This window comes from Stenotrophomonas sp. TD3 (assembly GCF_001939825.1).
Classification (GTDB): Bacteria; Pseudomonadota; Gammaproteobacteria; order Xanthomonadales; family Xanthomonadaceae; genus Stenotrophomonas.
In genome coordinates this window covers 2,078,439-2,103,408 of sequence record NZ_MOYM01000001.1, presented here as the reverse complement: position 1 = coordinate 2,103,408, position 24,970 = coordinate 2,078,439, and the positions used below count along the sequence as shown (strand labels likewise).

The following is a 24,970-nucleotide window of genomic DNA, read 5'->3' as shown; positions in this document are numbered from 1 at the left end:
GCGATGAGTTACGAAGCACAGCTGTACGCGCTGCTGGCCCCGCTGCTGCAGGGCCGGCTGTATCCCGACGTTCCACCGGAACCGGTCATCTACCCGTGTGCCGTCTACCAGCAGGTGGGTGGGCAGTCCGTGTGGTTCAACGAAGGTTCCACTCCCGAACAGAAGCACGCTCGCGTGCAGCTGACCGTCTGGGCAGACAGTCGTGCCCAGGCCAACACCCTGATTCGCACCATTGAGGACCAGGTCTGCGCAGGACTGCCGAGCGCCGAGTCGTTCGGCGCTGCAATCGCCGTGCATGAGCCGGTGCTGCACAAGCACGGCGCGCGGCTCGATTTCGGCCTGTGGTACGTCGACCCGTAAACCGCATCACCCGCGCAACACCCCAGCCCGGCAACCGCCGGGCCTTTTTTTTCATCCAACGAGGAAATACACCATGGCACTCAAGCTTCCCAAGGGCACCCAGTTCGGCTTCGCACCGGTCATCTCCACCGCCATCGCCACCACCGCGATCTCCAAGGCCGCGCCGGCCCTGGCCAGCGTCGCGGCCAACAGTGTCGACACCGGCGATGTGGTGGTCATCGAACTGCCGGGCTGGCCGGCCCTGAACAACCGCGCCACCCGCGCCGGCGCTGAAACCACCGGCAGCGTTGAACTGCTGGGCATCGATACCACCGACACCGTGCTGTTCCCGGGCACCAGCGGTGCGGGCGTACTGCGCAAGGCCGGCGCCTTCGTCGACCTGGACCAGCAGGGCGACCCGACCACCGCCGGTGGCGAGCAGCAGTACTGGAGCGGCACGCTGCTGGAGGATCCGACCGGCCGCCAGGTGCAGCTGCCGACCTTCAAGAACGCCAAGACCATCACCCTGCCGCTGTTCTACGACCCGAAGAAGCCGTGGTACCCGGCACTGAAGAAGGCTGATGCCAAGGGCGAACCGGTGATCCTGCGGGCAAAGCTGGTCGGCGGTGACGTGCTGTACTGGTACGGCTACCTGAGCTACAACGGCGACCCGACCATGGCCGCCAACACTCCGATGGGTACCACCGCAACCTTCACTGCGCTGGCAGACTCCATCCTGGTCGAGGGCGCCTGATGTTCCAGGTCAAGGCGCCGGAGAGCTTCAAGAGCACCCTGACCATCGTCGGTCACGGTCGCGAGCAGAAGCTCAACCTGACCTACCGGCATCTGTCGGTGCCCGATTACGCCAGCCTGCTGGAGCGTCTGGGTGATGACACGTTGAGCGTGGCCCAGGCAATCCTCGACATCGTGGTGGATTGGGATGCCGATGTGGCGCTGGACACCGCCGGCGTCGAGCTCGCGCTGCAGCAGCAGGCCGGCCTGGATGGCGCCATCATCGGTGGCTACACCCAGGCGCTGCAGGTCGCACGCAAGGGAAACTGATCGAGGCGGTGGGGGCCCTGTACTGGCGGGCCCCCACCGAGTCCGAGCTGATGCAGCTTGGATTGAAGGCAAAGCACTTTCCGCCGCCGCAGGTTGAGCTGTGGCCGGAGTGCGTGCTTCCCATCGAACTTTTCTCGCGGGTTGCCACCCAGTGGCGCGTCGGCGCAGGTGGCCCGATCGGGCTGGATTACAACGTGGTCTACCACGAGCTGCAGCGCGAAGCGCTCGCACCGGACAAGCACGATGAGGTGATGGCGGGAATCCGCATCATCGAGCGTGCGGCGCTGGACTACATGCAGCAGCACTAAGCCGCCATCGACACCGGTCGATGGCTCCATCATGGCTCCGCCACTGCGCGGGGCCATTCTTCATGCCAGGAGAACTTCATGAGCGATTCAACGCTCAGTGACTCGGCTGCCGCTGTCAAAGTCAGCGCGATCGTCGCCTCCGCCGCACAAGCGGCAACGCAGAGCGTGAGCCAGCTCGCCAGTGCTGCACAGCAGCTGCCCGTCCAGCTCACTCAAGCCACTGTGCTGCACCAGGCACTGAACACTGTCATGAGCAGCAGTGTTTCCATGATGAACACACTGGTGCAGCAACTGACCGCCACGGCAATGAAAGCGGCTGCCACGCAGGCAGCCATCGAGAGCCGACAGGAAAACCCTCTGGGCACCGGTGCGCTGGGTGTTGCACCGTTTGCTTCGATCAATGTACCCGACTTCGTTGAAAAGCAGCGGAAGTACGGTAGTGGAATGCTCAACGGCGTGCCCCTGTTTCCGCCCGAGAAGAAAGAAACAACTGAAAAAGAAGACAAGAAGACGGGCTTTGCCGGTGCAGGAAAAGGCGTGGAGGCCGCCTTTGACAGCTATCTCAGCAAGGCTGAAGACACTGCGACAACGACGAAAGTGGCCTTCGACAAGGCTTTCGCCGGCGCCGAAACAGCACTCTACAAGTTCGTGACCACAGGAAAGTCCGGCTTCCGCGAGCTCACCAAGGCCATCATTGCCGACCTCGAACGCATCGCCCTGCAGCAGGCGATCGTATGGGGGGTGAAAACCATTGCCAGCTTCTTTGGTGGCGCAAGCGCAGCGCCCAGTTCCGGCTTCGCCAGCGGCTTCGGCAACAACACCGGCTGGCTGACCAGCGGCAACATGACGCCTCATGCCCAGGGGGGCGTCTATGCCTCGCCCAGCCTCTCCGCCTACTCCGGCGGTGTCTACAACACCCCGCAGCTGTTCGCCTTCGCCAAGGGCGCCGGTGTATTCGGCGAAGCGGGACCGGAAGCGATCATGCCGCTGCAGCGCGGGCCGGACGGCCGTCTGGGCGTGGCCGCACATGGCGGCGGAGGCGGTGGCGGCGGAGTGGGGGTAAGCATCCGCATCGACAACAACGGTGGCAAGGAAGTCACCACCAACGAAAGCATGCTGCAGCAGTTCGGCAACGAGATCGGCCAATTTGTGGAACGCAAGTACCGCGAGCTGCAGAGTCGTGACCTGAAGGCAGGTGGTGTGCTCAGCAGGAGTGCCATGCAATGACCGACACATTCACCTGGCCGGCAACCAGCCAGAGCACCGGAACCACCACCGCCGCCGTGAAGCGCGCGAAGTTCGGTGATGGCTATGCGCAGGCCGCTGCCGATGGCTTGAATGCCACCTCGCGCAGCTACCAGCTGCAGTTTGTCGGCAACCGCAGGACCATCAACGAAATCGTTGCCTTCCTGGATGGTCATGCCGGCCGCAGCTTCCTGTGGAAGGGGCCACTGGGGCAGGGGCTGTACATGTGTGATTCCTACACCGACAGCCATCTCGGTGGCCAGGTATCCAGTATTGCCGCGACATTCGAACAGACGTACCAGCCCTAAGGAAAATCATCATGACTCTGAATCCAGTCGATACCCTCACTGACCACGGCAACTACAAGGGAGATCCCGCCAAGGTTGCCTTCGTAAAGCTCAACGAGAATGACGCCTACCTTGAGCAGCTGGCGAAGGCAGCACTGCCCAAGGTCGGTGGAACCCTCAGCGGTCCGCTGACTACAACGTCTACCATAACTGCGACGGGACGCGCGTTGATTGCGGAGGGTTCAGTCGGAGCAGTACCGACCACCGGAAAATACCTCCTGCAGAGTGTTACCTCTGATGGGGCGTTTATTACTTCCTACAACTACTCTCTGCCCAATGTCGCTCCGCTTACTATCGAGGCGAGCGACATCAACACCGCGGCCCGCGTGACGGCCTCCGCGCTGGCCGTTCCGCACAACGCCGCGGGTACGGAAATTCTCTGGAACGGCTTGGCGGCGGAGAATGGGTATGGCTGCTCGGAGTATCTGAATTTCCGCGGAGGTGGAACGGGTGGGCATCTCTTCTACGCATGCGTTGCAAACGTATCCCAGCGCAGAACGGCGCGTATCCGCGAAGGCGGTAGCATCGATTGCTATCCGGTCCAGCCAAACCCAGGCGGTGGTGTCGGCACCTTTGGTTTCCATACACAGGGAAGCTTTGGGGGTGGCTACGCCATGACGGATGGGGGGAAGCAGGGCGGATGGTGGATGACATTCGGCGATATGAACTGGGGGGTGACTCAAACCGGAACGTCGATAAGTTCTCGGATGAGGCTCAGCGAGGATGGTGTGCTCAATGCCACCGCATTCAACCCAACCTCATCTGCAGATGTAAAGGACTATCTGGAAGGCTACGCGGGCGACGCCGACTCCGATCTGGATCGCATGGTGGTCATCACCTACCGCTATCGGCCTGAGTTCTGCGAGAGTGACAAGACCTTTGTAGGCCTACTCGCAGAGAACGTGCATGACGTGCGTCCAGAGGCTACGAGTGGAGGTCGCAAGGGCGGCATCAAGGTGCCATTGGTCAATCCCGAGGATGGCTCGACGCTGGTCGACAGTGAAGGGAACACCATCTTTGAAACGCACGATGACTTCGTCCCAATGGGCATCGACATGATGCAGATTCTGGCGCTCAACGTCCGTGCGCACCAGCAGAAGTCACGCCGGCTTCAAGAGCAGGAACGGCGCATCGTCGCGTTGGAACTGGCACTTGAACGGTTGGTAGAAGCCATTGAGGGTAGGCCATGATCACCGCCGATGCCCAGCAGCTTGAGCCGGGTGGCCGCATCACCGTCTACGAGCTCGACGCCAGCAGTTTCGGCGCCGACAAGCTCTTCTTCCACGCACACCTGCAGAGTGGCCTCATCTGGTGGCAGGGCCAGGAATATGGCCCCTGGCCGATCGAGGCCAGCGGCTTCGAACGCACCAGTGACCAGCCACCGAACCCACGCCTGCGCGTGAGCAACATCGATGGCCGCATCACCGCCATGTGCCTGCTGTTCGATGACCTGGTCGGTGCCCGCATCATCCGCCGGCAGACGCTGGCCAAGTACCTGGATGCCACCAACTTCGAGGAAGGCAATCCCAGTGCGGATCCTGCCGAGCATTTCCCCGACGAAGTCTGGTTCATCGAGCGCAAGATCGGCGAAGACAAGCAGATGGTCGAGTTCGAGCTGACCACCGCGATTGATCTCAATGGCCAGCAGTTGCCGGGCAGGCAGATCATCGCCGGCATGTGTGGCTGGCTGGTGCGTGGTGGCTATCGCGGCGCGTACTGCGGCTACAACGGTCCGGCGGTAGCGGACAGCGACGACGTCGCCACCGACGATCCGGCACGCGACCAGTGCGGCGGTCGGGTACGCAGCTGCAAGCTGCGCTTCGGCCAGGACAAGCCGCTGCCCTATGGCGGCTTCCCCGCCGCGGGCCTGTTGCGCTCCTGATCGAAACTCCCGCTTCCACTTTCCAGGCCCGCCCGCGCGGGCCTTTTTCATGGGTGAAACATGCAACCGACAACCCTGCAGGCCATCCAGGCGCACGCCGTGGCCGAGTACCCGCGCGAATGCTGCGGGCTGATCGTGGCCATTGAAGGCCACGAACGCTATCTTCCCTGCCGCAACGTGGCCGCCACGCCCAGCGAGCATTTCCGTCTGCCGGCCGAGGACTATGCCGTGGCCGAGGACAAGGGCGAGGTGCTGGCCCTGGTGCACAGCCACCCCGATGCCGCCGCGACGCCGTCCGATGCCGATCGGGTCATGTGCGAGCGCAGCGGGCTGACCTGGCACATTGTCAGCGTCGGCCAGGTAACCGGCGAGCCACCGCTGTGCGCTGATTTGCAGACCCTGCATCCCTCGGGTTACATGGCACCGCTGGTCGGTCGCCAGTTCGCCCACGGCGTGCTGGACTGCTACAGCCTGGTCCGCGATTTCCACGCACGCGAACTGGACATCCGGCTGTCCGAGTACGAACGCCAGGATGACTGGTGGAGCCGCGGCCAGGACCTGTACAGCCTTGAACGGCTGCATGCGGAGGGCTTCGACCTGATCGAGGGCGAACCGCAGCGGGGCGACATGATCCTGATGCAGATCCGCTCGCCGGTCACCAACCATGCAGGCATCTACCTCGGCGACGGGCAGATGCTGCACCACCTGCATGGCCGCCTGTCCGAGACCGTGCCCTACGGCGGCATGTGGGCCGAGCGCACCCGTTGCATCGTCCGCCATCGCGAGGTGCGCCATGACTGACCGTCTTCGCACGATCCGCCTGTACGGCAAGCTGGGGGCGCGCTTTGGGCGCAGGTTCCGGCTGGCGGTGAACAGCCCGGCCGAGGCGGTGCATGCGCTGTGCACGATGCTGCCGGGATTCCAGCAGTACCTGATGGGTGCCAAAGCCAAGGGCATGGAGTTTGCTGTGTTCGCTGGCCGGCAGAATCTGTCGCGGGATCAGCTGCACGACCCGCCGGGGCAGGGTGACATCCGCATCGCACCGGTGATGGTGGGTAGCAAGCGGGGGGGCGTACTGCAAACCATCATTGGCATCGTGCTGATCGTTGTGGGGAGCTACACATCTTGGGCTGGTGGGGCTGCACTGGTATCAACCGGCGTCAGCATGGTGGTTGGCGGGATCACCCAGATGCTCTCCCCCCAGCCAAAAGGCCTGGGCGCCAAAGACACACCCGAAAACGCGCCCAGCTACAGCATGAACGGCACCGTCAACACGCAGGCGCAGGGCAACCCCGTTCCGGTCGCCTATGGCGGCCATGACAGCAAGGGCATGTTCATCGGCTCGGCCGTGATCAGCGGCGGCATCCTGGCGGAGGACCAGTTTTGAACCCGATTACTCATTCCGCATCGCGTGCACGCGGTGCAGCGGCTCCCCTGCTGGCGGGCGCCAAGAAGGGCGCGAGCAACGCCCGAACCCCGGTCGAAACCGCCGACAGCCTGCACTCGATGGCGGTGGCCCGCATCATCGACCTCGCCAGCGAAGGCGAGATCCGCGGCCTGGTCGCCGGCAAGCAGTCGATCTACCTGGACCAGGTGCCGATCGAGAATCCGGACGGCACGCTGAACTTCTCCGGCGTGGACGTGCAGACGCGTTCCGGCACCCAGGACCAGGAGCACATCAGCGGCTTCCCCTCCATCGAGAACGAAGTCGGTGTCAACGTCGAGCTGCGCAGCGACGCGCCGGTGGTACGCACCGTATCGGGTGCCGACCTGTCGGCCGTCCGTATCCGCTTCGCGGTGCCTGCGTTGCAGAAGACCAACACCGAGAACGGTGACACCGAGGGCTACCGGATCATGTATGCGGTGGATCTTTCCACCGATGGTGGCCCGTTCAGCACGGTGCTGACCGATGCATTCAGTGGCAAGACCACCAGCCAGTACGAGCGCAGCCGCCGCATCGATCTGCCTGCCGGCAGCCAGTGGCAGGTGCGCATCCGCCGGCTGACCGCCAACGCCAACAGCAGCACCATCGCCGATACCATCAACGTGCTGTCGATGACCGAGATCATCGATGCCAAGCTGCGCTATCCGAACTGCGCGCTGGCGGCGGTACAGGTTGATGCCAGCCAGTTCCAGAACATCCCCACCCGGTCCTACCAGCTGTGGGGGCGCATCGTACGCATCCCCTCCAACTACGATCCGCTCAGCCGTCTCTACAGCGGCGTGTGGGACGGTACCTTCAAGAGCGGGTGGACCAACAACCCGGCCTGGGTGTTCTTCGACATCGTCACCAACGATCGCTTCGGCCTGGGCCATCGTGTTCCGCTGGACTGGGTGGACAAGTGGCGGCTGTACCAGATCGCGCGCTACTGCGATGAACTGGTCAGCGATGGCCAGGGCGGCAAGGAACCGCGCTTCACCTGCAGCCTGTATCTGCAGACCCGCGCCGAGGCCTATCGCGTGCTGCAGGACATCGCCACCATGTTCCGCGGCATCAGCTTCTATGCGGCGGGGCAGGTGATGGCCTCGGCCGACATGCCCAAGGACCCGGTGCTGACCTACAGCCAGGCCAACGTCATCGAAGGGCGCTTCCACTATGCCGGCAGCAGCCGCACGGCGCGGCACACGGTGGCGCTGGTGTCGTGGATCGATCCGGATGATTTCGGCAGGCAGAAGGTCGAAGTGGTACAGCACCTGCCCGGCGTGGCCCGCTACGGCATCAACCAGACCGAAGTGACGGCGGTGGGTTGCCACTCGCGTTCGCAGGCGCAGCGCGTGGGCAACCACATCCTGCATACCGAAATGCTGGAAACCGAAACCATCAGCTTCTCGGTGGGCCTGGACGCGCTGGGCTGCATGCCTGGCGATGTGATCCAGGTGGCCGACCCGAACCGCGCCGGCCGCCGCAACGCGGGACGCATCCGCAGTGCGGGTACGCGCAGCCTGGTGCTGGATCGCGTGCCGGAACAGGTCGCTGCCGGTGACACCCTGCGCGCCACCCTGCCCAGCGGGCAGACCGAAGCACGCACCGTGCAATCGGTGGACGGCCAGACGGTGACCGTCACTGCGCCGTGGTCGGCAGTGCCGGTGGCGCAGTCGGTCTGGGCGCTGGAATCGCCGGAGCTGGCCCTGCAGCACTATCGCGTGCTGTCGATCAGCGAAGGCGAAGCGCTGACCTATCAGATCACGGCGCTCAAGCACGTGCCGGGCAAGTACGCCGCCATCGACGATGGCACGCGCCTGGAGCAGCCGCCGATCAGCATCATTCCGCCCAGCGTGCAGCCGGCACCGGCCAATGTGCGGATGGCCTCGCATGTGGTGGTGGACCAGGGCATCGCAACGTCCGTGCTCACCATCGAGTGGGATGCGGCGGACAAGGCGATCGGCTATGACGTGGAATGGCGCCGTGGTGATCTCAACTGGGTCCGCGCCGGTCGCGTCGGGACGCAGAGCCTGGAAGTGCGGGGCGTCTACGCGGGCGAGTATCTGGCCCGCGTACGCGCGGTCAATGCGCTGGGCGCGGTGTCGCAGCCGACGCTCAGCATGCTCACCACCATTGAAGGCAAGACAACGCCACCCCCGGCACTGACCGCACTGACCGCCCGCAGCCGGGTGTTCGGCATCGAACTGGCCTGGCAGTTCCCAGCGGGGGCCACGGATACCGAGCGCACTGAACTCTGGTACAGCACAAGCCCTGATCGCGCGGCCGCCATCAAGCTCGGCGACTTCGCCTATCCTCAAGCGCGGCACCAGATGAACGGTCTCGCGGCGGGAGCACGCTTCTGGTTCTGGGGGCGCCTGGTCGATCGCAGCGGCAACGTGGGTCCGTGGCATCCGGTGGAGTCGGGGGTTCTGGGCGAGTCCAGCAGCAACCCGTCGGACTACGATGCCTACTTCGCCGGCCGCATCAACGAAAGCGCGCTGGGCCAACAGCTGAAGGGCAAGATCGAGCGCGTCACCGAAGTGCTGCCGCTGGTCTGGGATGCCGCGGCAACCTACACCCCGGGTCAGACTGTCATCCACGACGGTCGGATCTGGAGCTGGCAGGGCACTGCTGCAGGCAATGAAACGCCGCCGGGCAGCCACTGGAAGAACATCGGCGACGCCATCGCCGAGGCGGGCGCCATCGTCGGCCGCGTCGACCAGCTGGAACTGGACGTCACCGATGTCGATGGCAAGGTGGCCGCGCAGGGGCAGAAGGTCGATGGTCTGTTCGCGCAGTTGGATGTCCGGGCATCTGGCGACGGAAATTGGGGAGCCGGTGACGACTCCGTGTTCGCGGGTTCCACAAGCCTGCAGACAGTTATCGCCGAGGGTGACCTCGCACTGGCCAAGCGTGTGGATACGGTCGAAGCCTCCATCGACGGTGTTCCCGGCAAGATCGAGGGTGTCAGCGCCGCGGTCCAACAGGTCTCGCAGGCCGTGGTGAACCTGGATGGCAAGGTCAGCGCGACGTATACGGTCAAGGCGCAGATCACCAGCGCCGGGCAGATCTACATGGCCGGCATGGGGCTGGGCGTCGAGCAGCAGCCGGATGGCAGCTACCAGAGCCAGATCCTGATGCAGGCCGATCGCTTCGCGTTGTTCAACACCAACAGCGGCCAGGTCAGTGCGCCCTTCGTGGTGCAGGGCGGGCAGACCTTCATCAGCCAGGCACTGATCGGCAACGGCTGGATCCAGAACGCCATGATCGGCGACGTGATCCAGTCCAACGCAGTCGGCGCCGGCGGGCAACCGCGATGGAGGCTCGACAAGAACGGCACGTTGACGATGAACGGCCCCGAGAATGGCGGCCGCCTGACCATCAACGACAGCGTCATCCACGTTTACGACAACAACGGCCGTGTCCGCGTCCGTATGGGGATCTGGTAATGGCAACCGGTATGCAGATATTCGGCCCGGACGGGCAGATGTGGTTCGACACCAATGATCGTGCCGGCAAGATCATGGGTACACTTTCAGTCGTTGGAAGCTCGTCCAGCAGCGTGGGCCTGGCAGGTATGGGTGAGCCATTTGCCATTCTGCCCAGTCCAGGCTCCGACAGTTGGCAGGACCAGAATGGCAATCAGTTTTCCGCACCCGCGCTGGGCTACATGTCGTTTGCCGACGGCGGCAATACATTGCGAATGCAGTTTACGTTCTCGCCGATCGCCAACCCGTCCGCTTCCATCTACTACGGAGTCTTCTGATGTCCGTTGGTCTTGAAGTCACAAATGACAGCGGCGTTCCGGTTCTTGTGAGCGCGCATTCCTTTGTTTTCTTTTCGATAGCCAAGGGCACGCAGTCCATTGCAAGCAATACGTCCGCCTATGGCGCGAGCGGGTTTGTAAGCCTTCCAGCACAGAGCGTGCCGTACCTGGTGTTCATCCGCTGCAATGGCGGGGCCGCCCAGGTGATGTCCTCGCTGAATGGCTTTTACTGGAGCATGGGACAAGGAACCACCAGCTTCGAGTGGTGGGCCTGGGGGCGGGCAGTCAACAGCGGAAATACCGGCATGCAGGTCTACAACGCCGACGGATCGATCCAGTGGGACATGTCAAACCGTCCACTGCGTATTGCTGGTTTGGTCGATAAATCGGGTGGAAGCGTGCCAAGCTTTACCGAGATGTCAACCGACAATGTGAGGCAAGGGCCACTCTTCAACGGTCCTGGTGAGAATCTCGCCTATCTGATGTCCGACATTGGACTGTGCCATGACATCTACGCCTACTACGGAAGTGGCCCGACCATTCGCGGCAACATGCGCTATCAGCCGTACATCAATACTCCAAATGCTTCGCAGGTGCGATTGAACTACTGCAGGCGTAGAGAGAACCGTCAACGTTCGTTGAGCGGCGCGTCCTACCAGAGTTTCACGGGGCAGTTGCCGAACTTCCTGATTGCCGCACACACCTACTAGGCTGAATAAGAACGGCCCGGGCGGCCATTTGAGCCGCCCGGGCCCTTCCCGTAGACTGCGCCCCTCCCACGCTCCCCGACGACGCACTGCAGTGATCACGCCACCCTGACCCTTGCCGCACATCGGCAGCCGGCCCGCCGGCTCAGGAACCCGTGTCTTTCCACTGCAGCGCCATGCGGCTACGCCCGCGTGCGCGCGGAGTTTTTCCATGCAAACGTCCTACCCCCTGCGCCAGCAATGGCTCGGCAACATCCGCGGTGATCTGCTGTCCGGCATGGTCGTCGCCCTGGCCCTGATTCCCGAGGCCATCGCCTTCTCGCTCATCGCCGGCGTCGACCCCAAGGTGGGCCTGTATGCCGCGTTCTCCATCGCGGTGGTCACCGCCATCGCGGGTGGCCGGCCTGGCATGATCTCCGCCGCCACCGGCGCGATGGCGCTGGTGATGGTCGACCTGGTCAAGGACCACGGCCTTCAGTACCTGTTCGCCGCCAGCATCCTGGCTGGCCTGCTGCAGGTGCTGGCCGGCGTGTTCAAGCTTGGCTCGCTGATGCGATTCGTCTCGCGCTCGGTCATCACCGGCTTCGTCAACGCGTTGGCGATCCTGATCTTCCTGGCGCAGATGCCCGAGTTGATCGGCCGCGGCCCGACCGTCTACGTACTGTGTGCCGCCGCACTGGCGATCATCTACCTGCTGCCGCGCCTCACCCGCGCGGTGCCTTCGCCGCTGGTGGCGATCGTCGTGCTTACTGCCGTGGTCATCGGGTTTGGTGTGGACGTGCGCAGCGTCGGCGACATGGGCCAGCTGCCCGACAGCCTGCCGCAGTTCCTCATCCCCGATGTGCCGCTCAGCTGGGAAACGCTGCGCATCCTGCTGCCGGTGTCGGCCACGCTGGCGGTGGTCGGCCTGCTCGAATCGATGATGACGCTGCAGATCGTCGAGGACATCACCGAGACGCCCAGCGAGCGCAACCGCGAATGCGTCGGCCAGGGCGTGGCGAATACGATCACCGGCTTCCTCGGTGGCATGGCCGGCTGCGCGATGATCGGCCAGTCGGTCATCAACGTGACGTCGGGTGGACGCGGCCGCCTGTCCTGCCTGGTGGCCGGCGTGCTGCTGTTGGTGCTGGTGGTGTACGGCAGTGACCTGGTGCGGCAGATCCCGATGGCCGCGCTGGTGGCGGTGATGATCATGGTCAGCATCGGCACCTTCAGCTGGCGCTCGCTGCGCGACCTGCGCACGCATCCGCGCAGCTCCTCGGCCGTGATGCTGCTGACCGTGGTGGTCACCGTGGCGACACACGACCTGGCCAAGGGCGTGCTCAGTGGCGTGCTGCTGTCGGCGCTGTTCTTCGCGCGCAAGGTCGGCCGCATGCTGGATGTGCAGCGCCAGGATGCAGGGGACACGCAGGTCTACCGCGTACGTGGGCAGGTGTTCTTTGCCTCGGCCGGCCAGCTGGGGGCCGCGTTCGACTATCAGCACGTGGCGCCGAAGGTGCAGATCGACCTGCGTGACGCCCACCTGTGGGACCTGACCGCGGTGGCCGCGCTGGAACGCGCGCAGGAAAAGCTGGCCGCGCATGGGGCGGAGGTGACGGTGGTGGGCCTGAATGCGGCTAGCCAGACGTTGATCGAACAGGTGGGCGGGCGCGGGGGCGGGCACTGAGGTTCCAGCGTCCGCGTCTGAGACGGCGTGCACGCATTCTGAATCCAGTCAGGCAGTTGAAACCGGCGCTGTCGTAGCATTGCCCGCGTGATGGGGGTCGATGGACGGCCCCTCCCTGCCGGCACCCGCTGGCGACACGCAAGGAAGAAACAGGCAATGCAGGCAATGGACGCGCTTGGGCGCAGCGAACGGGTCGGCATCGGCCGTGGGTGTTGGAAGGTGCTGGCCCTGTGCCTGGCGCTCACCGCATGCCAGGCGCCTTCTTCCCAGGCATCGACCGAAACGGCGGCCCCCGCGTCGATTGCTGCGGCATCGCCGACAGCCCCTTCCGGCCAGGCATCGGCAGATTCCCCCCACTACCCGGATGCGTCCTATACCGAGGGTCGCCTGCGCCCGGCCTATGGCTGGTGTGTGGATGGGGTGGAAGATGCAGGCAAGCTCCAGGCCTGCGGCAAGGACGAACTCGCCTACCAGGAAGCGCGCCTCGAAGCGGCGGCCAGCAAGGCGCTGGCCGGACTCGACGCCGCTGCCCGGACGGCATTCCAGGCCACCCAGGCGAGCTGGCGCAGCGATACAGACCGTTATTGCCGCGTTGTCCCCAACGGCAGCGTGCAGCAGCTGCAGCGCGCGCAGGAATGCCGCCTGTACCGTGTCGCCAACCGTGCCGACCAGCTGCTGGCGCAGAGCGCGCCGCCGGATACCTCGTATACCCAGGCAACGCTGCGTCCGGAATACACCCGTTGCGTGCAGGACGCCCGCGGCATGGACGACCAGCTGGAAGCCTGCGATACGGCCGAGCTCGCCCACCACAAGGCGCTGCTGGAAGCACAGGTCGCGCGACTGATGGACGGCCCCGACGGCCCGGCCAAGGACCGCTGGATGGACGAGCAGGCCAACTGGGCTGCAGACACGAACAAACAGTGCAGCCAGGCCACTGACAGCGTGGGCCCGGCGTTGGATGCACAGTCGTGCCTCATCAATCGTTATGCCAACCGTGTGGCGGAACTGCAGAAGGGCGTGCTGGCGCGATGATGAGCCTCGATGCCGGCATTGCAGGGGGGCCTCGACGCCGATCCGAAAACCCGTCTGCTGGCAGCGCAATGGAATTGACTGCGGTCAAGTCTTCAAGATGTTCTTGAAACGGCAGTTTCGTTGAGGTTCGTGGGCATTCTGCATCATGTGAGCGACCTCAACATACGAATTCGCGAACGCGATCGCGAGGACGTTGCGCCGTGCAGATTGCAGTTGGGACAAGGTGCACACATTCTGAATCCAGTCAGGCATCTGAAATCCACGCTGGCGTAGCATGCAATTCCCGATGGGGCCGATGGACGGCCCCGCGTTGACGGGCCCCGCGCCTGGATGCCAAGGAGATGCAAGCAATGCAGGGAACAAACTACCTTCCAGCGGCCCCCCGCGAAACGTTCGGCAGGGCCGGGGCCATCGCGCTTGCGTTGGCCCTGGGCCTCAGCCTGGCAGCGTGCCAGGCCAAGAGCCCGGAGGCGGATACGGCAGTTGCCCCCGCGGCCGCCGCGCCCGCCACTGCATCGCCGCCCGCCACTGCAGAGCCTGCACGCGCCGCACCTGCCATGACAGCGGCCGATGCCGATGACCAGGACATGCCGCCGCAGCGCCCGGATGATTCCTACAACAAAGCCACGCTGCGGCCGCAGTACGCCACATGCGTGAAATCCAGCGGCGGCGAGACACCGGCATTGCAGGCGTGTGGTGATGACGAACTTGCCTGGCAGGAGCAGCGACTCGAGCAGGCGTTCATGCGGATCGTCGACGGTCCCGACAGCAAGGACAAGGACAGGCTGATGGACGAGCAGGCCGCCTACATGTCCGATACCAATCGCTACTGCAGCTGGAACCCTGCCGAAGACGGGCAGGGGCAGATGCTGGACGCGCAGTCCTGCCGGATCAATCGCACCGCTAACCGTGCCGATGTGCTGCAGGCACTGACCTCGAAGTAATTCCCCCGCGAAGGAGTGCAGGAAAATGGATGTTGTGACCCAGGCAAAGCAGGCAATGGACAACTGGCATCGCGGCCAGACGTCGGCGCATTTCGAAACCGGAGGTCGCGGCCCCGGCCACGTTTCCACCGGCAGGGGCGACCATGGCGGCGTGTCGTATGGCAGTTACCAGTACGCCACCAACGTTGGCGGCGTGGACGAGTACGTCGCCGCCTCGCGCTATGGCAACCGCTTCAACGGCCTGCAGGCAGGAACCCCGGCCTTCACCGAACGCTGGAAGGAAGTGGCGGCCGCCGATCCGGCAGGGTTTGCCAGGGACCAGCACGACTTCATCCAGCACAAGTACTACGACGTGCAGATGGGCCGCCTGAAGGATGTGGGCATCGATCTCTCCAGCCGTGGTGCGGCCGTGCAGGATGCGCTATGGAGTACCTCGGTGCAGTACCGCGGCATGACCCGGTCGGTGTTCCAGAAGGGCCTGCAGCAGGCCTATGGCGAAGACTTCAAGCTGACTGAGCTGAGTGACGAGCAGATTGTCCGCGCGGTGCAGGACTACAAGCACGCCAATGTGCAGGTGCACTTCCAGAGCTCGCCCACCCTGTGGGATTCGCTGCGTGATCGTGCGCTCACCGAGAAGACCGCACTGGTCGGGCTGGCGCGCTACGACCAGGTCAACCACAACCCCGAGGCTTACCGGGGCAAGGATTACCAGCAGGCGTTCGGTGAACCTGAGCCCAGCCAGCGTGGCCAGCGTGCGGCCGCATCGGCGATGGCCGACGGCGTGCTGGCACCCGGCGAGCGCGGTACCGAGGTCCAGGCCCTGCAGGCCAAGCTGATCCAGGCCGGCCATACCGGCCGCAACGGGCAACCTCTGACGGCCGATAGCCACTACGGTGCCAATACCGAGCATGCGGTGCGCGAGTTCCAGCAGGCGCATGGGCTGACCGTCGATGGCAAGGCCGGCCGGCAGACCCTGCAGGCCCTGGATACGGCGGTACGCGAGCACACGCCGGCGCAGCCTGTGGCGCCGGCTGCGCCTGCACCGGCCACGCCTGCTGCGGCACCCGCACCCGCGACAGCGCGGGAACCCGATGCCGCCGCCGCGCCCGGTGGCCAGCGCATCGTCGTGGTCGAACCCTTTGGCAACGGCAGCAGCAACCGCACACTGCGTCATGGCACCAGTGGCGAGGATGCCTATCGCGAACTGAAGATCCATCACCCCAACACCAATGCCGAAGCCGTGCGCACCGGCAATGCCGCCAAGGCTGACCGCCCGTCGGCCATGGTCGAGGGCGAGCTGGAAACGGTACGGACCCGCGGCGATCGCAACGGCATTCCGTTGGTGCACAAGGATCTGATCCTGAGCAATCCCCGCGGCGACCGTGAAGTGATGATTCCCAATCCCGTCGCGGGGTACGTGCAGGTCAACAACGACAAGTGGAACTCCATCAGCATCTGGAGCCATCCGGCCGGGCATCCGCAGCGTGAACTGGTCGGGCAGGTGCTGCACGGTGCGCGTGGAACCACCCCCTACAAGACCGGTGATTTCGTCGAGTACGGTGCGCCGTTGATCCGCCAGTCCGATGCCGGTACCCCGGGTGCCGTGCACGCGCATATCGAGCTCGAGCCCGATCAGTACCGCAGGTTCCTGGGTGACATGCTCAACGACCGCATTACCCTGGGCGGCAAGGTCCACGCGCAGGGCCCCGAGGCCGCGCAGGCCGCACGCAGTGCGCAGCAGGCGCCGATGGCCGATGGCGTGCTGAAGCAGGGCGAGCGGGGCGATGAGGTCAAGGCCTTGCAGGGCAAGCTGGCGGCGCTGGGCTATGCCGGGGCCGATGGCAAGCCGCTGCACGCCGATGGCGTGTATGGCAAGGACACCTTTGCGGCGGTCAAGCAGTTCCAGGCCAACAACGGCCTGGACGACGATGGCAAGGCAGGCCGCAAGACCCTGGCGCAGGTCGATGCCCCCAACGCGGTGAAGGCCGGTACCGCGCCGGCGGCTCCGGCTCGGGCCGAGCCGGCAGCGCCGGCCAGCATGCGCGACCCCGGGCATGCCGACAACGCGCGCTTCGGCCAGGCCCTGGACAAGCTGCAGGCGCTCGAACAGCAGCGCGCCCAGGCCGGCCTGAAGCCGTTGTTCGCCAACCCGCAGGAAGCCGAGCGTGCGGCCGGCCAGCTGGCGTACGAAAGCAAGGTGTCCGGCATGCGCCAGATCGACCACGTCGTAGCCCGCCCCGACGGTACCGGCCTGTTCGCGGTGCAGGGCGAGCTGGGCGATCCGGCGGCGCAGCGGACCTTCGTCGACCGCCAGCAGGCGGTATCGCACTCGGTCGAGGCCAGCAGCCGGCAGAGTGAAGCGCTGGACAGCCAGTTCAACCAGCGTGCGCAGGAACAGCAGCAGGAACAGGTGCGCAACCGCGGGTTGTAAGCCACGCGGCGTCCCGGGGCCGGTCGAGCGGCCCCGGAGCCACCCGCCGCCATTCAGCCGTCCGGTGTAAACTATTGATCTCACTGGCAATGCCAGTCTCCGCGATCAACACCCCGATGACGTCCGCCACCGCCCGTTACGCCGATTCCCTGCGCCTGTCCGTCGCCCCGATGATGGACTGGACCGACCGCCATTGCCGCGTGTTCCATCGCGTGCTGGCGCCGGGTGTGCGCCTGTACACGGAAATGGTGCACGCCAATGCGGTCATCCACGGTGATCGCGAGCGCCTGCTCGGCTTCGACCACAGCGAGCAGCCGCTGGCGCTGCAGCTGGGGGGCAGCGATCCCGCGCTGCTGGCGCAGGCTGCGCGCATCGCCGCCGAGTGGGGCTACGACGAGGTCAACCTCAACTGTGGCTGCCCGTCCGACCGCGTGCAGGCCGGGCGCTTCGGCGCCTGCCTGATGCGCGAGCCGGTGCTGGTGGCCGAGTGCGTGGCGGCGATGGCCGACGCTGTCGAGATCCCGGTGACGGTGAAGTGCCGCCTGGGCGTGGACGAGGACAACGACTACGACGTGTTCGCCGCCTTCGTCGACCGCCAGGTCGCCGCCGGTGCCGCAATGGTGGTGGTGCATGCGCGCAACGCGTGGCTGAAGGGCCTGTCGCCGAAGGAGAACCGCGAGGTTCCGCCGCTGAAGTACGACTGGGCCTACCGCCTGAAGCAGGAGCGCCCGGCGCTGCCGGTGGTGCTCAACGGCGGCCTGGCCAGCCTCGAGGCGGTGCAGGCGCAGGCCGCGCACGTCGATGGCGTGATGCTGGGCCGCGCGGCCTACCACGACCCCTACCTGCTGCATCAGTTGGAGGCGCTGCACACCGGCGCCCCGCTGCAGGCCCGCGGCGACCTGCTGCGCGCGCTGCGCCCCTACGTGGAAGCGCGCCTGGACGAAGGCCTGGCGCTGAAGCACATCACCCGCCACCTGCTCGGCCTGTTCCATGGCCAGCCCGGTGGCCGCGCATTCCGTCAGGTGCTGAGCGAGGGCGCACACCGCCCGGGCGCAGACTGGAGCCTGGTCGAACAGGCCCTGGCGGTTACCGAACGCGATGCTGATCGCGTCGCAGCGTGACCTCCGTCACATTCCCGACTTGACAAGGGGCGGCGATTCGTCCCGAATGTTCACCTAGCTGAACATCGCGGGGTCGCGGCCGGAAAAGTTCAGACCGGATTCACTGCCCCAAACCAAGAATTTGCAAAGGATTTGTAAAGCGCCGGGCCCGAAACCCGGCATCCGGATTTACGACTTTTGAACGAATCGCCGTGCTCGGCTAGGATCGCATCGATGTCTTCCGCTTCCCTCCATTGCCGCATTGCCCTGGCCACCTGCGTTGTGCTGGCGGCTGCGCCGCTGTCGTCGGCGCTGGCACAGCAGCCGCCGCGCGGTGAGCAGGGGCGTGCGGAGATGATGGAGCGGGGCGAGCGCGGCAACCGTGGCGACGAGCGTTCGCTGTCCGATGCCGTGCGCCGCGTGCAGCGCACCACCGGCGGCCACATCCTCGGCGCCGAGCGTGTGCCGTTCGATGGTCGTGATATCAACCGGGTGAAGTACATGGACGACCGGGGCCGGGTCCGCTACATGGACGACCCTGCCCCGTCGCGTTCACAGCCGCGCACGCCGCGGTCGGATATGTCATCACTACGCGGCGATAACCCCTGAACAGGGATAGTTGTCGCTATCAACCCGTACCCCACAGGCCTCCGGGCCACACCCAGGACACTAGGGAGAGTTCATGCGTATCCTTCTGGTCGAAGACGAAGCCCCGCTGCGTGAGACCCTGGCAGCCCGGCTCAAGCGCGAAGGCTTTGCCGTCGATGCTGCGCAGGACGGCGAGGAAGGCCTCTACATGGGGCGCGAAGTTCCGTTCGATGTCGGCATCATCGACCTCGGCCTGCCCAAGATGTCGGGCATGGAGCTGATCAAGGCCCTGCGTGACGAAGGCAAGAAGTTCCCGGTGCTGATCCTGACCGCGCGTTCGAGCTGGCAGGACAAGGTCGAGGGCCTGAAGCAGGGCGCCGACGATTACCTGGTCAAGCCGTTCCACGTCGAAGAGCTGCTGGCCCGCGTCAACGCGCTGCTGCGCCGCGCCGCCGGCTGGAGCAAGCCGACCCTGGAATGCGGCCCGGTCGCCCTGGACCTGGCTGCCCAGACCGTCAGCGTGGCCGGCAGCAATGTCGACCTGACCAGCTACGAGTACAAGGTGCTGGAGTACCTGATGATGCATGCCGGTGAACTGGTCTCCAAGGCCGACCTCACCGAGCACATCTACCAGCAGGACTTCGACCGCGACTCGAACGTGCTGGAAGTGTTCATCGGCCGCCTGCGCAAGAAGCTGGACCCGGATGGCGAACTGAAGCCGATCGAGACCGTACGCGGCCGCGGTTACCGTTTCGCGATCCCGCGCAACGAGGGCTGAGGCCTTCAGCAGGCGATAAACGATGTCCGGCCGTCTGTGGTTCTTCCGACGCTGGCGGCCGCGCTCACTGCAGGCGCGCCAGATGCTCGCCGCGTCCGTGGGCCTGGTCGCGTTCCTGGCCCTGGCCGGTTACGCGCTCGATGCCGCCTTCGCCGATACGGCGAAGGCGAACCTGCGTGAGCGCCTGAAGAACTACGCCACGTCCTACGCGGCCGGCATCGACTTCACCCGCGACCGCTCGCTGTACATCCGCGAGCAGCCGCCGGATTCGCGCTTCGATGTGCCCGGCAGCGGCCTGTACCTGCAGGTGGTGATGCCGCACGGCAAGGGCAATTCGATGTCTGCCGAAGGCCCGATGTTGCCCACCGTGGGCGGCGGCCTGCTGGCGCCGCGCCAGGAAGTGTTCGAAGGCCCGCTGCCGATGATCCAGATCGATGGCAGCCAGGGCTCGGTCTACCGCTATGGCCTGGGCCTGGTGTGGGGCGCCGACGCCGACCCCGCCACCGAATTCCCGTACACCATCTACGTGATGGAAGACTCGCGCGCGCTGGGAGCGCAGCTGCGCGTGTTCCGTGGCCGCGTCTGGTTCTACCTGGGCGGCATCGGCCTGATCCTGCTGCTGCTGCAGACCGTCATCCTGCAGTGGAGCCTGCGCCCGCTGCGCCGCGTGATCACTGAACTGACCAAGGTGCAGCGCGGCGAGACCGAGCGCATGAGCGAGCGCCACCCGCGCGAGCTGGAACCGCTGACCGACAGCATCAACGCCTTCATCGAAAGCGAGCGCGAGAACCTCGAGCGCCAGCGCAACACCCTGGCCGACCTGGCGCACAGCCTGAAGACGCCGATCGCGGTGCTGCGCACGCAGATGGACAGCGGTGCCGGCGACACCGCGCTGCGCGAGGAACTGGACGTGCAGCTGCAGCGCATGAACAACCTGGTCTCGTACCAGTTGGCACGCGCGGCGTCGTCGGGCCACAAGCTGTTCTCCGCGCCGCTGCCGATCGAGTCCAATGCCGAGGAAATCGTGCGTGGCCTGGAAAAGGTCTACGCCTCCAAGGGCGTGCTGTGCGAATTCGACATCGACCCGGCGGCGCGCTTCCACGGCGAACCGGGCGACCTGCAGGAACTGCTCGGCAACCTGCTGGAGAACGCCTTCAAGTGGGCCAACCGCCGCGTGCTGCTGACCGCGCAGCCGCTGCCGGCTCCGAACGCACGCCGTGCCGGCCTGCTGCTGGCGGTGGATGACGATGGCCCGGGCATTGCCCCGGACGACATCGGCAAGGTGCTGCAGCGTGGCGTGCGTGGCGACGAGCGCGTGCAGGGCCATGGCATCGGCCTGTCGATCGTGCAGGACCTGATCAAGGATTACCGCGGCGAACTGACCGTGGGCCGTTCCGCCGAACTGGGCGGCGCCCGCTTCGAAGTACGCCTGCCGCCGGGGCCGTAAGCCGCGCATTCCCGTCCGCCGGGCATTGCCTGGCGCAACAACGCAGGGTATTCCGGTAGTGCCGGCCGCTGGCCGGCAACCAGGCAAGGCTACCGAAGATCATGAGGTTGCCGGCCAGCGGCCGGCACTACCGTATTTCGATCGTCGGCGGCTCGCCATAGAACCGCCGCAGCTGTGCGGCCACCTCCGGCAACGCCTGCTGCAGCAGATCCGGCGCCGAGAAGTGGTACTCGCTGGCCACCGCGAAGAACTCTTCCGGCGCCTCGGACGCATACGGATCGATCAGCGTTTCTTCGCCTGCGTCCACCTGCGCACAGAAGGCGTCGTAGGCGCGCTGGAACGTGGCTGCCCATTCGCGCTGCCATTCGCGTGGCAGCGGCGGGGTGCCGTCCATCGCGCCATCCAGCGCATCCAGCTTGTGCACCATCTCGTGCACCGCCACGCAGTAACCCTCGTGGGGGGCGGCCAGGTCGGCCTGCACGTCGGCCCAGGACAGGATCAACGGACCGCTGTCCCACGACTCGCCGATCAGCTCGTCATCCCACTCGTGCAGCACGCCGGCCGCATCCATGTGGCTGCGGTGCACGCGGAACGCATCGGGGTAGACGATCAGCTGCGACCAGCCTTCCAGCCCCACTTCACCGAACTCCAGCAGCGGCAGGCAGCACAGTGCGGCCAGCAGCACGCCGTCACCGGCCTGCAGCTGCAGCTCGCCGATCGGGGTAATGGTCTTCTCGTGCAGGAAGCGCGTGGTCAGTACGCGCAGGCGTGCGCGGCGTTCGTCGTCCAGGCCGTGCAGCCAGGCCGCGCGGCGGCAGGCGTCTTCCCACAGTGCATCGTCGATCGGCCGCGGCGCAGGCCGCAGCCACTGCAGCAACGACTTGATCAGCGGAACATTCCCGGCAGGTAGCTGTGCCACTTCGGCGCACGGATGCGTTGCAGCACGTCATCGTCGCTGCCACCGCCGCCGGTGCTGGTGGCACTGCTGGCGGCCGGGCGTACCGCCGCCGGCTTGGTGGTGGCGGCCGAGGCGGTCGCGGTCGGTGCGCGCTGCGAGGCGGCATCACCGTTGGACGACACGCAGGCGCCGCGGCTGTCGTCCAGCGCTGCTGTCGCAGACGCCGCGAAGGGCATCATCAGCAGGATCAGGCAATGGGCATAACGGCGCATTGACGACATCCACGTTAAGGGAAGGTGAGTTCCCGATTCTAGCCCGAACTCGCCGCCCCGTTGGAAGCCCCCGCGGAACCCAGCGTGGCGGGCGTCGCTGGCGGCTTTCCCGCATAATTCCTTCCTGACTTCGTGGAAGCTGCCGTGGACGATCGCCAATTGCTGGCCAAACTCGCTGCCGGTCGCCTGTCCGGCGACGCCCTGGCCCGTGAGCTGGGCCAGACCCGGGCGGCAATTTGGAAGCGCATTCAAGGGCTTAGGGCCGCCGGTGTGGACGTGGAGGGCCGCGCTGGCGAAGGCTACGGCCTGACCCGCCCGGTCGATCTGCTGGACCCGGACGCGATCCGCGCCGGCCTGCCGGCCGGGGTTCTGCCGCTGCTGCACGACCTGCAGGTGGCCTGGACGGTGGATTCGACCAACGCCGAATTGCTGCGATGCAGCGCGTCCCAGCGCGGGGTCAGCGTCCTGCTGGCCGAGCGCCAGACCGGTGGTCGTGGCCGTCGTGGCCGCACCTGGGCCTCGCCGCTGGCCGCGCATATCTACCTGTCGGTGCTGCGCCTGTACTCCGGCGGCCTCGGCCGCCTGGCTGGGCTGAGCCTGGTGGCCGGCATCGCCGTGGCCGAAGCGCTGCACGACCTGGGCTACACCCAGGCGCAGCTGAAGTGGCCGAACGACCTGATTGTCGATGGCAAGCGCAAGCTGGTTGGCCTGCTCGCGGAAGGCGGTGGCGAATACGCTGGCCCGGCGCGCGCGGTGATCGGCATCGGCATCAACACGCACATGCCGCCGTCGTTCGCCGAGCAGATCACCCAGCCGTGGGTGGACCTGGACACGCTGGCCGGCACGCCGGTGGACCGCAACGTGGTCGTTGCTGCCGTGCTGACGCGCCTGCTGCCGGCGCTGGAAGAATTCGATCGCGAAGGCCTCGCTCCGTTCCTGCCGCGCTACGCCGCCTTCGACATGCTGGCTGGCCGCGAAGTACGCGTGGAGCTGGACGGGCAGTGGCAGCACGGTACCGCGCTTGGCCTGGCCGATGACGGCGCATTGCGCGTGCGCATCGATGGCCAGGAACGCCTGCTGCACGCCGGCGAAGTCAGCGTGAGGGCGGCATGAGCGATTGGTTGTTCGACCTGGGCAACTCGCGCTTCAAATTCGCGCCGTTGCAGGGCGACCGCGCCGGTGACGTGCAGGCCTGGGCGCATGGCGCCGAAGGCATGGCCGGGCAGCCGCCGCACAGCCTGCCCAGCGGCCGCACCGCGTTCGTGGCCAGCGTGGCCGCCCCCTCGCTGACCAGCGCCATGCTGGACCAGCTGCAGCGCCGCTTTGAACACGTGCATGTCGTGCGCACCAGCGCCGAATGTGCGGGCGTGCGCATTGCCTATGCCAAGCCGGAAAAGTTCGGTGTCGACCGCTTCCTGGCCCTGCTGGCTGCGGCCAAGGCGCAGCGCCCGGTGCTGGTGGTCGGCGTGGGCACCGCACTGACCATTGACCTGCTCGACGCCGATGGCCAGCACCACGGTGGCCGCATTTCCGCATCGCCCACCACCATGCGCGAAGCACTACACGCGCGTGCAGTGCAGCTGCCGGCGACCGGCGGCGACTACAGCGAGTTCGCCAACGACACCGCCGACGCGCTGGCCTCTGGCTGCGACGGCGCGGCCGTGGCGCTGATCGAACGCAGCGCACAGCAGGCGCACACGCTGCTGGACGTGGCGCCGTCGCTGCTGGTGCATGGTGGCGGCGCACCGGCGCTGATGCCGCTGCTGCCCGGCGCCGACTACCACCCATCGCTGGTGCTGGATGGCCTCGCCCGCTGGGCGGTGCACCAGCCCGCAGGCTAGTATCCGCGCATGCTGACCCGTGCCCTGATCGTCGTACTGGCCATCCTCAATCTTGGCGTCGCCTGCTGGTGGCTGCTGCGCGATGCACCGCAACCGCCCGCGCCGCCGCCGCAACCGGCCGGCGTGGCCGAGCTGCGCTGGGTGCCAGGTGGCGTGGATGCCGCTGCAGCCGCCGAAGCGACTGCTGCAGCCCCGACCGCGCCGCTGGTGGAACGCGAACCGGCGGCGAAGACGGCTGTGGCTGCGACGCCCGCGCCGGTGCCGGCCGTGCCGGCCAAGCCGGACATTCCCAAGCCGCAGACGGCTGACGCTGCGGCGGTTGCTGCTGCTGCCAAGCCGGTAGCACCACCAGCACCCGTACCGGCACCGGAAAAACCCACAACCCCGCCCGCGGCCGCCGAGCCGCCGCGCTGCGTCGCGCTGGGCCCGTTCGCCGACCGCGCCGCCGCGAACAGTGCGCAAGGCAAGGCCGGCACGCTGCTCAGCCAGGTACGCCTGCGCGAACAGCCCGCTGCCAGCGGCAGTGCCCGCTACCGGGTGATGCTGCCGGCCGCCGCCAACCGTGACGAAGCGCAGGCCACCGTGAAGCGCATCGTCGCCGCCGGCCTGAGCGACTACTACATCATCAGCCAGGGCGAGGAAGCCAACGCCGTGGCGCTGGGCCAGTACCGCAACCGCGAAGGCGCCGAACGACGCATGGCGGCGGTGCAGGCCGCCGGCTTCCAGCCGCGCCTGGTCGCCAGCGGCGACGCCGGCCAATGGTGGCTGGAAGGGCAGCTGGTGGCGGGCACGCAGCCGGCCCAGGCCCAGCAGCGCAGCGGGGCGGCACAGAGCCGGTCGCTGGAATGCACGCGGTTGCGCTAGAATCCCCGGACCGCGGCGCTGCCGCCGGTG

26 protein-coding genes are annotated in these 24,970 nt (G+C 66.1%); 24 read left to right on the top strand and 2 right to left on the bottom strand.

The features are described 5' to 3' along the window. The first annotated feature begins 3 nt into the window (after positions 1 to 3). The 21 genes from BKE09_RS09885 to BKE09_RS09785 all read left to right on the top strand — a co-directional run bounded on the left by BKE09_RS09885 (position 4) and on the right by BKE09_RS09785 (position 21,065). Positions 4 to 360 (top strand): DUF3168 domain-containing protein, encoded by a 357-nt coding sequence (locus BKE09_RS09885; RefSeq protein WP_075675620.1) that lies wholly within the window; start codon positions 4 to 6, stop codon positions 358 to 360. A 73-nt stretch (positions 361 to 433) separates the two neighbouring features. Further along, positions 434 to 1,093 carry a phage tail protein gene (locus tag BKE09_RS09880; protein ID WP_075675619.1) on the top strand — a complete coding sequence of 220 codons (660 nt, stop codon included), beginning with the start codon at positions 434 to 436 and terminating at the stop codon, positions 1,091 to 1,093. Continuing rightward, positions 1,093 to 1,401, top strand: a complete 309-nt coding sequence (locus tag BKE09_RS09875) for a phage tail assembly chaperone (protein WP_014035627.1) — start codon at positions 1,093 to 1,095, stop codon at positions 1,399 to 1,401. The genes BKE09_RS09880 and BKE09_RS09875 overlap by 1 nt, the downstream gene beginning before the upstream one ends. Before the next feature lie 50 nt (positions 1,402 to 1,451). Then, complete coding sequence (locus BKE09_RS09870; RefSeq protein WP_075676677.1) at positions 1,452 to 1,709, top strand: DUF1799 domain-containing protein; 258 nt, start codon at positions 1,452 to 1,454, stop codon at positions 1,707 to 1,709. 78 nt (positions 1,710 to 1,787) lie between these two features. Beyond that, positions 1,788 to 2,936 carry a phage tail tape measure protein gene (locus BKE09_RS09865; RefSeq protein WP_075675618.1) on the top strand — a complete coding sequence of 383 codons (1,149 nt, stop codon included), beginning with the start codon at positions 1,788 to 1,790 and terminating at the stop codon, positions 2,934 to 2,936. Then, complete coding sequence (locus tag BKE09_RS09860) at positions 2,933 to 3,262, top strand: phage tail protein (protein ID WP_014035630.1); 330 nt, start codon at positions 2,933 to 2,935, stop codon at positions 3,260 to 3,262. Before BKE09_RS09865 ends, BKE09_RS09860 begins: the two co-directional genes overlap by 4 nt. 11 nt (positions 3,263 to 3,273) lie before the next feature. Further along, entirely contained in the window at positions 3,274 to 4,491 is a 1,218-nt protein-coding gene (locus tag BKE09_RS09855; protein WP_075675617.1) for a hypothetical protein, read from the top strand. Next, on the top strand, positions 4,488 to 5,183 hold the full coding sequence (locus tag BKE09_RS09850; protein WP_075675616.1) for a phage minor tail protein L: 696 nt from the start codon (positions 4,488 to 4,490) through the stop codon (positions 5,181 to 5,183). Before BKE09_RS09855 ends, BKE09_RS09850 begins: the two co-directional genes overlap by 4 nt. A 60-nt stretch (positions 5,184 to 5,243) precedes the next feature. Then, complete coding sequence (locus BKE09_RS09845; protein ID WP_075675615.1) at positions 5,244 to 5,984, top strand: C40 family peptidase; 741 nt, start codon at positions 5,244 to 5,246, stop codon at positions 5,982 to 5,984. Beyond that, positions 5,977 to 6,570, top strand: coding sequence for a tail assembly protein (locus tag BKE09_RS09840; RefSeq protein WP_075675614.1), 594 nt, complete (start codon positions 5,977 to 5,979; stop codon positions 6,568 to 6,570). Before BKE09_RS09845 ends, BKE09_RS09840 begins: the two co-directional genes overlap by 8 nt. After that, positions 6,567 to 10,055 carry a host specificity protein J gene (locus tag BKE09_RS09835; protein ID WP_075675613.1) on the top strand — a complete coding sequence of 1,163 codons (3,489 nt, stop codon included), beginning with the start codon at positions 6,567 to 6,569 and terminating at the stop codon, positions 10,053 to 10,055. The genes BKE09_RS09840 and BKE09_RS09835 overlap by 4 nt, the downstream gene beginning before the upstream one ends. After that, positions 10,055 to 10,372, top strand: coding sequence for a hypothetical protein (locus BKE09_RS09830; protein ID WP_075675612.1), 318 nt, complete (start codon positions 10,055 to 10,057; stop codon positions 10,370 to 10,372). Before BKE09_RS09835 ends, BKE09_RS09830 begins: the two co-directional genes overlap by 1 nt. Continuing rightward, positions 10,372 to 11,082: a hypothetical protein gene (locus BKE09_RS09825; protein ID WP_075675611.1), complete on the top strand. Its 711-nt coding sequence runs from the start codon at positions 10,372 to 10,374 to the stop codon at positions 11,080 to 11,082. The genes BKE09_RS09830 and BKE09_RS09825 overlap by 1 nt, the downstream gene beginning before the upstream one ends. A gap of 208 nt (positions 11,083 to 11,290) precedes the next feature. Continuing rightward, the gene (locus BKE09_RS09820) at positions 11,291 to 12,745 is read left to right on the top strand and encodes a SulP family inorganic anion transporter (RefSeq protein WP_075675610.1); all 1,455 of its coding nucleotides are present in this window, start codon (positions 11,291 to 11,293) and stop codon (positions 12,743 to 12,745) included. Positions 12,746 to 12,901: 156 nt separating this feature from the next. Beyond that, positions 12,902 to 13,777: a lysozyme inhibitor LprI family protein gene (locus BKE09_RS09815; protein ID WP_075675609.1), complete on the top strand. Its 876-nt coding sequence runs from the start codon at positions 12,902 to 12,904 to the stop codon at positions 13,775 to 13,777. A gap of 341 nt (positions 13,778 to 14,118) precedes the next feature. Then, a complete protein-coding gene (locus tag BKE09_RS09810) occupies positions 14,119 to 14,721 on the top strand; it encodes a lysozyme inhibitor LprI family protein (protein ID WP_240502893.1) in 603 nt (200 codons plus the stop codon). Positions 14,722 to 14,746: 25 nt separating this feature from the next. Beyond that, positions 14,747 to 17,152: a peptidoglycan-binding protein gene (locus tag BKE09_RS09805; RefSeq protein WP_075675607.1), complete on the top strand. Its 2,406-nt coding sequence runs from the start codon at positions 14,747 to 14,749 to the stop codon at positions 17,150 to 17,152. An 89-nt stretch (positions 17,153 to 17,241) separates the two neighbouring features. Beyond that, positions 17,242 to 18,273 (top strand): tRNA dihydrouridine(20/20a) synthase DusA, encoded by a 1,032-nt coding sequence (gene dusA / locus BKE09_RS09800; protein WP_075675606.1) that lies wholly within the window; start codon positions 17,242 to 17,244, stop codon positions 18,271 to 18,273. Positions 18,274 to 18,486: 213 nt separating this feature from the next. Then, complete coding sequence (locus tag BKE09_RS09795; RefSeq protein WP_014035643.1) at positions 18,487 to 18,861, top strand: hypothetical protein; 375 nt, start codon at positions 18,487 to 18,489, stop codon at positions 18,859 to 18,861. A 73-nt stretch (positions 18,862 to 18,934) separates the two neighbouring features. Further along, the gene (locus BKE09_RS09790; RefSeq protein ID WP_004136763.1) at positions 18,935 to 19,618 is read left to right on the top strand and encodes a response regulator transcription factor; all 684 of its coding nucleotides are present in this window, start codon (positions 18,935 to 18,937) and stop codon (positions 19,616 to 19,618) included. Between the two features lie 22 nt (positions 19,619 to 19,640). Then, on the top strand, positions 19,641 to 21,065 hold the full coding sequence (locus BKE09_RS09785) for a sensor histidine kinase (protein WP_075675605.1): 1,425 nt from the start codon (positions 19,641 to 19,643) through the stop codon (positions 21,063 to 21,065). 127 nt (positions 21,066 to 21,192) lie between these two features. Here the strand turns inward: BKE09_RS09785 and BKE09_RS09780 are convergent, their stop codons facing one another. Together BKE09_RS09780 and BKE09_RS09775 are read right to left on the bottom strand one after the other, a co-directional pair. Further along, positions 21,193 to 21,984, bottom strand: coding sequence for a M90 family metallopeptidase (locus BKE09_RS09780; protein WP_170871737.1), 792 nt, complete (start codon positions 21,982 to 21,984; stop codon positions 21,193 to 21,195). Then, positions 21,951 to 22,235 carry a hypothetical protein gene (locus BKE09_RS09775; protein WP_014035646.1) on the bottom strand — a complete coding sequence of 95 codons (285 nt, stop codon included), beginning with the start codon at positions 22,233 to 22,235 and terminating at the stop codon, positions 21,951 to 21,953. The genes BKE09_RS09780 and BKE09_RS09775 overlap by 34 nt, the downstream gene beginning before the upstream one ends. 144 nt (positions 22,236 to 22,379) lie before the next feature. Here BKE09_RS09775 and birA point away from each other — a divergent pair, with 144 nt between their 5' ends. Genes birA through BKE09_RS09760 form a run of 3 tightly spaced genes read left to right on the top strand, consistent with a single transcriptional unit; the run spans position 22,380 to position 24,940 of the window. After that, positions 22,380 to 23,348 carry a bifunctional biotin--[acetyl-CoA-carboxylase] ligase/biotin operon repressor BirA gene (gene birA, locus BKE09_RS09770; protein ID WP_075676675.1) on the top strand — a complete coding sequence of 323 codons (969 nt, stop codon included), beginning with the start codon at positions 22,380 to 22,382 and terminating at the stop codon, positions 23,346 to 23,348. Next, the gene (locus tag BKE09_RS09765; RefSeq protein ID WP_075675603.1) at positions 23,345 to 24,076 is read left to right on the top strand and encodes a type III pantothenate kinase; all 732 of its coding nucleotides are present in this window, start codon (positions 23,345 to 23,347) and stop codon (positions 24,074 to 24,076) included. The genes birA and BKE09_RS09765 overlap by 4 nt, the downstream gene beginning before the upstream one ends. A 9-nt stretch (positions 24,077 to 24,085) precedes the next feature. Continuing rightward, positions 24,086 to 24,940, top strand: a complete 855-nt coding sequence (locus BKE09_RS09760; RefSeq protein WP_075675602.1) for an SPOR domain-containing protein — start codon at positions 24,086 to 24,088, stop codon at positions 24,938 to 24,940. Positions 24,941 to 24,970: the final 30 nt, after the last annotated feature.

Excerpts from the sequence above, each read along its gene's own strand:
- BKE09_RS09885 (WP_075675620.1), top strand. The coding sequence starts at position 4 with ATGAGTTACGAAGCACAGCTGTACGCGCTGCTGGCCCCGCTGCTGCAG.
- BKE09_RS09880 (WP_075675619.1), top strand. The coding sequence starts at position 434 with ATGGCACTCAAGCTTCCCAAGGGCACCCAGTTCGGCTTCGCACCGGTC.
- BKE09_RS09875 (WP_014035627.1), top strand. The coding sequence starts at position 1,093 with ATGTTCCAGGTCAAGGCGCCGGAGAGCTTCAAGAGCACCCTGACCATC.
- BKE09_RS09870 (WP_075676677.1), top strand. The coding sequence starts at position 1,452 with ATGCAGCTTGGATTGAAGGCAAAGCACTTTCCGCCGCCGCAGGTTGAG.
- BKE09_RS09865 (WP_075675618.1), top strand. The coding sequence starts at position 1,788 with ATGAGCGATTCAACGCTCAGTGACTCGGCTGCCGCTGTCAAAGTCAGC.
- BKE09_RS09860 (WP_014035630.1), top strand. The coding sequence starts at position 2,933 with ATGACCGACACATTCACCTGGCCGGCAACCAGCCAGAGCACCGGAACC.
- BKE09_RS09855 (WP_075675617.1), top strand. The coding sequence starts at position 3,274 with ATGACTCTGAATCCAGTCGATACCCTCACTGACCACGGCAACTACAAG.
- BKE09_RS09850 (WP_075675616.1), top strand. The coding sequence starts at position 4,488 with ATGATCACCGCCGATGCCCAGCAGCTTGAGCCGGGTGGCCGCATCACC.
- BKE09_RS09845 (WP_075675615.1), top strand. The coding sequence starts at position 5,244 with ATGCAACCGACAACCCTGCAGGCCATCCAGGCGCACGCCGTGGCCGAG.
- BKE09_RS09840 (WP_075675614.1), top strand. The coding sequence starts at position 5,977 with ATGACTGACCGTCTTCGCACGATCCGCCTGTACGGCAAGCTGGGGGCG.
- BKE09_RS09830 (WP_075675612.1), top strand. The coding sequence starts at position 10,055 with ATGGCAACCGGTATGCAGATATTCGGCCCGGACGGGCAGATGTGGTTC.
- BKE09_RS09825 (WP_075675611.1), top strand. The coding sequence starts at position 10,372 with ATGTCCGTTGGTCTTGAAGTCACAAATGACAGCGGCGTTCCGGTTCTT.
- BKE09_RS09820 (WP_075675610.1), top strand. The coding sequence starts at position 11,291 with ATGCAAACGTCCTACCCCCTGCGCCAGCAATGGCTCGGCAACATCCGC.
- BKE09_RS09815 (WP_075675609.1), top strand. The coding sequence starts at position 12,902 with ATGCAGGCAATGGACGCGCTTGGGCGCAGCGAACGGGTCGGCATCGGC.
- BKE09_RS09810 (WP_240502893.1), top strand. The coding sequence starts at position 14,119 with ATGCAAGCAATGCAGGGAACAAACTACCTTCCAGCGGCCCCCCGCGAA.
- BKE09_RS09805 (WP_075675607.1), top strand. The coding sequence starts at position 14,747 with ATGGATGTTGTGACCCAGGCAAAGCAGGCAATGGACAACTGGCATCGC.
- dusA (WP_075675606.1), top strand. The coding sequence starts at position 17,242 with ATGCCAGTCTCCGCGATCAACACCCCGATGACGTCCGCCACCGCCCGT.
- BKE09_RS09795 (WP_014035643.1), top strand. The coding sequence starts at position 18,487 with ATGTCTTCCGCTTCCCTCCATTGCCGCATTGCCCTGGCCACCTGCGTT.
- BKE09_RS09790 (WP_004136763.1), top strand. The coding sequence starts at position 18,935 with ATGCGTATCCTTCTGGTCGAAGACGAAGCCCCGCTGCGTGAGACCCTG.
- BKE09_RS09785 (WP_075675605.1), top strand. The coding sequence starts at position 19,641 with ATGTCCGGCCGTCTGTGGTTCTTCCGACGCTGGCGGCCGCGCTCACTG.
- BKE09_RS09775 (WP_014035646.1), bottom strand. The coding sequence starts at position 22,235 with ATGCGCCGTTATGCCCATTGCCTGATCCTGCTGATGATGCCCTTCGCG.
- BKE09_RS09765 (WP_075675603.1), top strand. The coding sequence starts at position 23,345 with ATGAGCGATTGGTTGTTCGACCTGGGCAACTCGCGCTTCAAATTCGCG.
- BKE09_RS09760 (WP_075675602.1), top strand. The coding sequence starts at position 24,086 with ATGCTGACCCGTGCCCTGATCGTCGTACTGGCCATCCTCAATCTTGGC.